Below are 1,665 nucleotides of genomic sequence, written 5' to 3'. Positions count from 1 at the left end.
TTTTGGTGAGAATCACCCCACAGTGGCAATCGATTACAGCAACCTAGGAGCAATCTACCATGAGCAAGGTAATTTAAACAAAGCAGCAGAGTATATTAATAAAGCGCTTGCCATTAACCTTAACCTTTTTGGTGAATATCATCCCGATGGGGCAAATTGTTGCAATAACCTGGGAACAATCTACCGAGAGCAAGGTAATTTAAACAAAGCAGCAGAGTATAGCAACAAAGCTTTTGCCATTGACCTTAAGCTTTTTGGTGAATATTATCCCAAGGTGGCAATTGATTACAATAACCTAGGACTAATCTACCAAGACCAAGGCAATTTAAGCCAGGCGGAAGAGTGTAGCAGCAAAGCACTTGCCATTAACCTTAAGCTTTTTGGTGAATATCATTCTAGTGTGGCAACCAATTATAACAGGTTAGGACAAATTTATGAAGACCAAGGCAATTTAGACAAAGCGGAAGAGTATACTAAAAAAGCACTTGCTATCGAGCTTAAGCTTTTTGGTGAAAATCATCTCGAGGTGGCAATTTGTTACAATAACCTAGGAGCAATCTACCTCGAACAAGGCAATTTAAGCCAGGCGGAAGAGTGTAGCAGCAAAGCACTCGCCATTAACCTTAAGCTTTTCGGTGAAAATCATCCCGATGTGGCAATTGGTTACAATAACCTAGGACTAATCTACAAAGACCAAGGCAAGTTAGGCCAGGCGGAAGAGTGTAGCAGCAAAGCGCTTGCCATTAACCTTAAGCTTTTTGGTGAAAATCATCCCGATGTGGCAATTGATTACAATAACCTAGGGACACTCTACCAAGAACACGGCAATTTAGGACAGGCGGCGGAGTATGTCAAGAAAGCGCTTGCCATTAACCTTAAGCTTTTTGGTGAAAATCATCCCGATGTGGCAATTGATTACAATAACCTAGGACAAATCTACAAAGAGCAAGGCAATTTAAGCCAAGCGGAAGAGTGTAGCAACAAAGCACTTGCCATTAACCTTAAGCTTTTTGGTGTATATCATTCTAGTGTGGCAACCAATTATAACAGCTTAGGATAAATCTACAAAGACCAAGGCAATTTAGGCCAGGCGGAAGAGTGTAACAGCAAAGCGCTTGCCATTAACCTTAAGCTTTTTGGTGAAAATCATCCCGATGTGGCAATTGGTTACAATAACCTAGGACAAATCAACAAAGACCAAGGCAATTTAGTCCAAGCGGAAGAGTATAGCAACAAAGCGCTTGCCATTGACCTTGAACTTTTTGGTAAATATTCTCCCCTGGTGGCATTCGATTACCACGACCTGGGAGGAATTTACAAAGAACAAGGCTATTTAGAAAAAGCGAAAGAGTATATTAACAAAACGCTTGCCATTAACCTTAAGCTTTTTGGTGAAAATCATCCTATAGTGACAATGTTAGCCAATAAGCTAAAAACAATTTTATAAAGGGATGCTAAAAAATTTACCGATTAAAAATTTGTTTAGGTTGAGATAATATGAAGTGCAGATGAAAATAAAGTTAGATAAAAGGAGGATAAGCTTATGAACTTAGAAAGTTCCTCTATTAACTCTTTTATATTTACTACATTTAAGGAACTAGCAAAAGAAAAGCCTTATCTAGGGCTAGGCCTGTATGCAGAAATTAGCTGTAATGGATAGGACTT

At 39.2% G+C, this 1,665-nt stretch carries 2 protein-coding genes; both read left to right on the top strand.

Going from position 1 to position 1,665, the window contains the following annotated elements; genetic code table 11:
• Positions 1 to 1,060, top strand: a 1,060-nt coding sequence (locus DB41_RS02365; protein WP_155117542.1) for a lipopolysaccharide assembly protein LapB, incomplete at its 5' end; no start/stop codon positions are given.
• On the top strand, positions 1,061 to 1,447 hold the full coding sequence (locus DB41_RS10520) for a tetratricopeptide repeat-containing protein (protein ID WP_080502359.1): 387 nt from the start codon (positions 1,061 to 1,063) through the stop codon (positions 1,445 to 1,447).
• Positions 1,448 to 1,665: the final 218 nt, after the last annotated feature.

It is taken from the genome of Neochlamydia sp. TUME1 (assembly GCF_000813645.1).
GTDB lineage: Bacteria > Chlamydiota > Chlamydiia > Chlamydiales > Parachlamydiaceae > Neochlamydia.
The sequence above is the reverse complement of the archived record's forward strand: the minus strand, read 5'-3'. Positions and strand labels throughout refer to the sequence as shown.